This window comes from Brevibacillus thermoruber 423, assembly GCF_000454065.1.
GTDB classification, from domain to species: Bacteria; Bacillota; Bacilli; order Brevibacillales; family Brevibacillaceae; genus Brevibacillus; species Brevibacillus thermoruber.
In genome coordinates this window covers 406,531-413,785 of the sequence record NZ_KE695650.1, presented here as the reverse complement: position 1 = coordinate 413,785, position 7,255 = coordinate 406,531, and the positions used below count along the sequence as shown (strand labels likewise).

General features: G+C 59.8%; 8 protein-coding genes. 4 read left to right on the top strand and 4 right to left on the bottom strand.

Annotated elements, in window-relative coordinates; genetic code table 11:
- Positions 1–884: S-layer homology domain-containing protein (locus M516_RS23250; protein ID WP_238550959.1), on the top strand; the 884-nt coding region annotated here is incomplete at its 5' end.
- A gap of 164 nt (positions 885–1,048) precedes the next feature.
- Positions 1,049–1,891: a lipoate--protein ligase family protein gene (locus M516_RS0110245; RefSeq protein WP_029099044.1), complete on the top strand. Its 843-nt coding sequence runs from the start codon at positions 1,049–1,051 to the stop codon at positions 1,889–1,891.
- A gap of 63 nt (positions 1,892–1,954) precedes the next feature.
- Here the strand turns inward: M516_RS0110245 and M516_RS0110240 are convergent, their stop codons facing one another.
- Positions 1,955–2,638, bottom strand: a complete 684-nt coding sequence (locus tag M516_RS0110240; protein WP_029099043.1) for a hypothetical protein — start codon at positions 2,636–2,638, stop codon at positions 1,955–1,957.
- Positions 2,639–2,917: 279 nt separating this feature from the next.
- On the opposite strand from M516_RS0110240, the gene cbpB reads away from it, so the two are divergent.
- Complete coding sequence (cbpB, locus tag M516_RS0110235) at positions 2,918–3,388, top strand: cyclic-di-AMP-binding protein CbpB (protein ID WP_029099042.1); 471 nt, start codon at positions 2,918–2,920, stop codon at positions 3,386–3,388.
- A 45-nt stretch (positions 3,389–3,433) separates the two neighbouring features.
- On the opposite strand, the gene M516_RS23245 is transcribed toward cbpB, so the two are convergent.
- From M516_RS23245 to M516_RS0110220, 3 genes are all read right to left on the bottom strand, one after another.
- Positions 3,434–4,543, bottom strand: a complete 1,110-nt coding sequence (locus M516_RS23245; protein WP_051188180.1) for a YheC/YheD family endospore coat-associated protein — start codon at positions 4,541–4,543, stop codon at positions 3,434–3,436.
- 204 nt (positions 4,544–4,747) lie between these two features.
- Positions 4,748–5,311: a tRNA 5-(aminomethyl)-2-thiouridylate-methyltransferase MnmM gene (gene mnmM / locus M516_RS0110225; RefSeq protein ID WP_035289418.1), complete on the bottom strand. Its 564-nt coding sequence runs from the start codon at positions 5,309–5,311 to the stop codon at positions 4,748–4,750.
- Between the two features lie 25 nt (positions 5,312–5,336).
- Positions 5,337–6,086: an MBL fold metallo-hydrolase gene (locus tag M516_RS0110220; protein ID WP_029099040.1), complete on the bottom strand. Its 750-nt coding sequence runs from the start codon at positions 6,084–6,086 to the stop codon at positions 5,337–5,339.
- A 52-nt stretch (positions 6,087–6,138) separates the two neighbouring features.
- Between M516_RS0110220 and M516_RS0110215 the strand changes: the two genes are divergently transcribed.
- A complete protein-coding gene (locus M516_RS0110215; protein WP_029099039.1) occupies positions 6,139–7,176 on the top strand; it encodes a YkvI family membrane protein in 1,038 nt (345 codons plus the stop codon).
- Positions 7,177–7,255 lie beyond the last annotated feature (79 nt).

The following is a 7,255-nucleotide window of genomic DNA, read 5'->3' as shown; positions in this document are numbered from 1 at the left end:
CCGCCCCCCGCTACTACTACAAGCCTGACCAGTACGCCGTCCGGGAAGACATCGCCGTGGCGCTGGTTCGCCTGCTCGGTTACGACCGCACGAACAAGGCGGACCTGGATGTGTTGAAGCGTTTCCGCGACGATGAGCGAATTTCCCCCAATCTCCGCCCGTACATCGCCATCGCGATCCAGACCGATCTGATGAAGGGCTACAACAACGAGTTCCGTCCGCAAGATCCGATCACCCGCGCCGAAGCCGCCTCGCTCCTGTACCGCGCGCTGCTGGACCGGGACGACGACGAGACCAAAGTGGTCTTCCCCACCCCGGATAAACCGGAGCTGCCGCGCAGTGTAAGCGACAGCTTCTCCGATGCCGAACTGAAAAACTGGGACACCGGCAAAGCGGTCGGTACCTGGGGAGTCGTCAACAAGCAGGTGACCGCCATTTCCACCGACAGCAACCTGGATCACTATTTCCTGCCGCTGCTCTGGGATGAAGACAAAAACACGAACCGCTACGAATTGACCGTCGACGTCAACGTGAGCGGCTCGGAAGGGCTGGGCGGCGTGTACTTCAACGGCAAGGACGGCAAAGCCCATGTCGTCTTCGTCAAAAAGGACCGCGTCACGCTCGCCCGCGTGGAAGACGCCAAGGACGACGATCTCGACGTAATCGCGTCCGGTTCCTACAAGCTGAAGGCGAGCAACCGGCTGAAAGTGGTCGTCAATGGCGACAGCGTTTCCATCTACATGAACGACCAGTTCCTCTTCGGTCAGCAAAAAGTGAAGCCGGAGGGCACCAAGCTGGGGCTGTATCTGCAAAGAAACGCGACCAAAGACGCGCCGCGCAGCATCACCTATCTGGATAACTTCTCCTTTAAAGCACAGCCCTAACGAAACAGACACCGCTTCCGTCGGCAGGACGGCCGGATAACGGCCCCCTGACGGGAAGCGGTCTTTTTTCTTTCCCGGCAAACATGCCGCGGGGCGGATCACTAGAAATGAACAAGGTTCAGTTGTATAATGGTAGCGATTCTTGACCGGGGAAGGAGTTTTTTATGACATTTTCCGTTACTCAGCCGTTCCGTTGGATGGATTCCGGTGTCTATCGGGACAGTCCGCTGGAGCCGCTGATCCGCGACGAAGCGCTGGCCGCCGGCATGAACCGGGAAGACGCCCAACCCGTCATCCATCTCTGGGTGTACGACAAAGCGCTTTACCTGGGGCGCCGCGACGCCAAGCTGCCGCGGCTGGAACAGGCGCTGCGCCGGTTTGGTCAGGAGGGCTTCGGCTGCGTCCTGCGCTCGTCCGGAGGAGCCTGTGTGCCGCTGGACGCGGGCGTGCTCAACCTCGCCTGTCTGCTGCCCGACACGTCGATTGCGATCGACGCTTTTTTCCGATTTGTCGCCCAGATGCTGCACGTGGGATTGCGCGAGTACGGCGACATGCAGTTTGGCGAGGTGACCGGTTCCTACTGCGCGGGCGAATACGACTTCTCGATTCGCGGCAAAAAAATCGGCGGCATGGCGCAACGGCGCACCCGCTTCGGGTCCATCCTGCAGTTGTGCATCAACGTCGAGGAACAGCCGCGCGGCGCGTGGATGGAACGCTTTTACGCGGAAGCCGGCCTCGTCGACATGGACAAACACCGTCCGATTCCCTTCATCGACGGGAGCACCGTGGGCAGCATCGCCGGTTTGACCGGCCGCGCCGTTACCGTCCCAGACGTCAAGGAACGCCTGCTGGCCGCCATCCGCAGGGAGTGGCCGATCAGCCCCGCCCCGTTTGCCGTGCCGGAATCACTGATGGACGAATCCCAGCACCATCTCGCCGAACGGTTGGGGTTGTTCGCTTTCACGGCGGACGAACTGATTCGGCCCGACTGGCGTTTGCCCGGCTGATCACCCTTCATGCTTTACACAGCGAAAAAAGCGCCTCACGAGGAGAGGCGCTTTCGATTGGCGTCACTTTTCGAAACGGTGTGTCCGCTCATTGTAGCGCAAGAGTTCGTAAGAGCTTTTTTCCATCCGGGAGAGGCCGGTTTGGTCAAGCGTGCGCTCCAGACGAAAATAGATCATCGTGTGGCGCATGGGGTCAATTTGAACGGTTCCGTCCAGCAGTTCCGTCGTCTCTCCCTGTTTATGCCGGTGGGCCATGCCGCTCCACACTTCCCGATAGCCGGACGCCGTTTTCCGCAGGACGTACAGCACGCGCTCCTGACCGCCGCTCGCCGGTTTCACCGTCGTCACCACCAGGTATCCGCCGCCTGCGTACTGGAGACTGAAGAGGGGCTCCGCCTTGCTGTAGGCGGCCCGATAGCCTCCCTCCCCGCTGGCGTACACGACGAACAAGCCTTTCTCACCGTCCAGCGTGACAGAACCGGCCAGATCGGCGGGGAGAGAAGCCGGCTGGTCCTGTGTATCCGGCGGCAGCGTCATGACATGCACTCGTTCCGGCATCACGCGGGAGCGGAGCGAGGCGTCCAGCCGTTCGCGCATGTCCTCCACCATCCACGCGGGGACAGCCGACGCGCCCGATGCCTGCTCCGAGTGGCCGGCCGGCTTGATCAGCAGCCGGCCGGCCAACAGCCCAAGTCCGGCCAAAACCAGCATCATCAAGGCGACCGCACCCCAGATGGGTTTACGCATGGGTATCCAACTCCTTGCATACAAAAGGGGTCCACTGGTAATACGATGGAACCAGGCAAAAGGTTACACGTCTATCCAGCAAACGCCCCGTGTAAGGCACGCGTCCATCGTTCATACTACGAACAGGGACGACTTGTTCCCCACCTCGATCGATTGCTCGGCATTCCGCCGGGCTTTTTTTGTGCGGGGCTACCGTACGCTCCACCCATACGGTATCATAGAAGTGAACCACGGGCGGTACTGCCGTGCCGTCAGAGACGAAAAAAGGTGGTGGATTGTTTGAAGCAGGATGGGCAATTGCTGCACACCAAAATCAACGAACTGGTCATCGCTTCGACCAAGGTGGCCCACGTGCAGTTGGGCAACTCGCTGGAACACGCGCTGCTTGTGCTTACCAAAACCGGATATTCCGCCGTACCCGTACTGGACCACTCCTACCGGCTGCACGGCCAGATCAGCACCACAATGATCGTCAACAAGATATTGGGACTCGAACGATTTGAATACGAAAAGCTGTCCGAACATACCGTCGATGAAGTCATGAACACCAAAGTCCCCCGCATGAAAGAGTCGGATGCGTTTCTCAAGGCGTTGGAGATGTCCATCAATCATCCGTTTATCTGCATCGAGGACGAAAACGGCATCTTCCAGGGCATCCTGACCCGCAGGTCGATCCTCGCAGTCCTCTACCGCCACTTCCGCAACCTCCCCTACCCCGCGGCGGAAAACCAATCCACCGACCGTACATAAAAAGAAAAGCGGATGATTTCCGCCTCTGCGCATGAAAAAGCAGACCTAGCCCACTCCGGCCCAGGTCTGCTTGCTTTGCGGACGTGTCCGCCTGCCCCTCCCCTTCTCGGCAAGCAGGGAGCGGGCGTATTCCATCGGATGGCGGTAGGTCTGCTTGAACATGGCCAGCTCTCCCGCTTTGTAAAACGAATACCGCTGATCCCGCACGTTTACCTCAATCAGGTACGGGTGGCCCTGCCTGTCGATGCCCATGTCCATTCCCAGATCGGCCAGCGACGGAAAGTGGTGTTGATACTGTCTGGCAATCTCGACAGCCGCCTGTTTAATCCGCTCGACCACCTCTTTCTGCTGCTCGGCGGTGAACAGCGGCTCCAGGGCCTGCGACAAGGGGACGGCACGTCCGCCGCGAGCCAGATTGCTCAATTTGTTTGCCCGGTTGGCCACTTTGGCCACCAGCCCGCTTACCGTCCACTCCCGTTCTCCGTTCTTCTGCACCGACACGCGGATGTCAAACGTCTTGCCTTGGTAGCGGGCAAGCGGAACCCCCTGCTGAACCAAAAACCGCCTGTTTCCCACCCACCTGGCCGCTTCCGCTATCAGCCTCTTGCGGGAAAAGGTTCTCTTTCGTCTGGAAGCGATGAACCTGTAGGCGTCTCCGTGCCGTTCAATGCGGACAACGCCAATCCCCACCGAACCGATCGTCGGTTTGACGTACACCGTCCGGTACCGGTCCAAAAAGGTCTGGAGCTTCTCTGGCGTGAACGGAACCGTATGCGGCAAATAGGCGCGGATGGCCCGATTTTTCCACAGCATCTGGTGCACCTTCCATTTGTCCCTCACCACCAGACCGTTAAACACGGTGCGCGTCCTGCTCAGCCGGCGGATCGTGGCCCGGGCCCGGCCGTCTCCGGTCAGCACGCGGTTGTGGATCACCCTCGGCACCTTCACCAGCCGGGGAACCAATCGGCTTCCGTTCCAAAAGTGGCCCAGCACCATCTGTCCGCCGGACCGCACATGGCGCGGATGAAAAAAGACCGGCTCCATTCCCAGTTCCTTTCCAATCTCCACGTAATAGGGAAGACGTTCGTAAGACTTGTCGCCTCTGATACCGCTCTGCATGACAGCCCAATCCAACATGATGCCAACTCGGTCCACGGTTATCCCCCTTGCTGCCATTCCTCATCCTATTGATATGAATCACACGCGGCAAGCGCGTGCCTATTTTTGCTCATCCGAAGCACAACACAGGGGAATGGAGCCGGTGGGGCGCACCCGTCCGACAGCCGGGCGACACGATTTTTCGCGCGTCGTCACCGCTGTCGCATTCTGCGCTTGCCCGGGAAACGCAATGACGCGCTTCTAGGTAACCGGCCGCCGCTCAATCGCCAGCAGGAACGGCGCCTGGTTCTGCTGGTTGATGTACTGGTACTTCAACACCAGATAATCCAACTGACTGAGCGTCTGGCAGTACGCCTCCACCGCCTCTTTTTCCACCTGGCCGGCAGGGTGGCCCCAGTAAATCATCACGGTCATGATCCCGCCCGGCCGCAGGATCTTTAGCCCCGCTTCAATCGCCCGGACCGTGCTGGCCGCCTGCGTCGTGATTTCCTTGTCACCGCCGGGCAGGTACCCGAGGTTGAACATGATCGCCCCCGCGGAAACATCCAGGTTGGCCATCTCCTCGTGGCTGGCCAGTTGAAGCTGAACCCGCTGCAGCACTCCTTCCCGCTCCAGGCGCTGCCGGGTCTTTTCCATGGCGAGCGGCTGAATGTCGTAGGCGATGACTCTCCCCGTTTCCCCGACCAGTTGGGCGAGGAACAGGGTGTCGTTGCCGTTTCCCATCGTCGCGTCGATGACCGTCTCTCCCTCGCCGACGCGTTCGCGAATCAATTTTCGTGCTACCTCCAATACATTGGGGAACAACGCCAATCACTCCTCTCGTCTTGCATTAGAGCCGGATTTGCAGGCCGAACCGGGCGATGTGACACGTACCCGTCCGGTACGCATCTGCTTCCGCCCGCACTTCCTCCTCCGTGTATGCAGGAAACAGATGGGTAATCAACAGCGACCGGCAGGCCAGCGTTTCCGCCACCTGCGCCGCCTGCCGCACGGAGAGGTGACCGTTGGGCTGCGCCGGCTTGTTACGCTCCAGGAAAGTTCCCTCGCAAATAAACAGATCGGCCTGCCGGGCAAACGGATCCCACGGCGTCTCCGGTCCGCTGTCGGCCCCGTATACCAGCGTTTTTCCTCCTGCTTCCAGCCGCATGGCATAGCAGGGGTCCCCATTTCCGTGGTCCGTGCGCAGAAAGCTGATCCGCACGTCCCCCACCGTCACATGCGAACTCTCGTCTACGGGAACCAGGCGGGTCGCTTCCCGGTAGGTGAGCCCTGCCGCTTTTTCCGCCGGCTGTCCCGGCGCGTAGATCGGCAGCGGCTGATCGGGCGAGCGCTCGCCAGACAGTTGATGGACCATCAATCCGTACTGCAGAACCCCGACATCGGCCACATGATCGTGATGAAAATGGGACACCAGGAGCGCATCCAGCTTGTAAATCGGGAGCATCTCTCCCAACTTGGCCAGCACGCCGCTGCCGCAGTCGAGCAGCAGGGTGGAGTGATCGGTTTGTACCAGATACCCGGGGGTGGCGCCGCCGGGACCCGGATACGGCGACTGAAAGCCCAACACGGTAACCAGCATATTCACATCGCTTCCTTTCATAGGATGAACTAAGTGGGACAGGAGGTTTGACATGCAGCAATCATGGAAAGCCGCACTGCAAATCGCCTTTACGTATATCGGTACGGTGGTGGGCGCCGGTTTTGCCTCGGGAAAAGAGATCGTGGAATTTTTTGTCCGGTACGGCACGCAGGGCTTCATCGGCATTTTGCTCGCCTCGCTGCTGTTCGTGTGGGCGGGGGTGCGCATCATGGTGGTGGCCTACCGGATTCAGGCCGACTCGTATCAGGACGTGAGCACCTACTTGTTCGGACGGCCCATCGGCACCTTGTTCAACACACTCCTGCTTACCGTCCTGTTCGGCACCACGTCCGTCATGCTGGCCGCCACGGGAGCGATCTTCTGGGAATCGTTCCGCCTGTCGCCGCAGGTGGGCATCTGGCTCAGCATGCTGATGATCTTTCTCGTGGCGCGAAAAGGATTGTTTGCCATTCACTCGGTCAACAGTCTCTTCGTTCCCCTGCTGATCGGCTTCACCTTTCTCGTGTTTCTGTACACGCAGCCGTGGAACGACAGCGGCCCGCAGGTGGAGAGCATCCGTCCGTGGGTCTGGCTCAGCTCTCCTCTCTACTATGTTGCCTTAAACGTGTCGCTGACACAAGCGGTGTTGGTGCCGATCGGCAGGCAGAGCGAGAGCGAACGGCCGCTGATTTGGGGAGGCATTTTGGGAGGAACAGGCATCGGCATCCTCTTGCTGTTGGCGTACGCCTCCCTGTCGGTGGGAATGCCGGGAATCGGCGAAGCGGACATGCCGATGATCGCCCTCCTGCAGAGCGTGGGCAAGGGGATTCCGTTTCTCTTTTCCCTGCTGGTGTACGCCGAGATTTTTTCGACGCTGGCCGCCAATGTCTTCGGCTTGTCGGAACAGTTGAAAAAGGCGACCCGCCTGCGAAGACCGGTAGTGGTGTTCGGCATTCTGCTCGTCTGCTACGCCGTCAGCTTCATCGGATTCGGGCCGCTTTTGCGCTTCCTCTATCCGCTGTTCGGCCAGCTTGTCGTGCTGTTTTTGTTCATGCTGTTTATCCGCCAGGTGTGGAACCGCTCCATCTGAACGCTGCCGGGCCGCGCATGGACAACATCCCCGACAAAAAAACCTCTCCGCGCGGGAGAGGTTTTTCGCTTTCGTTTGT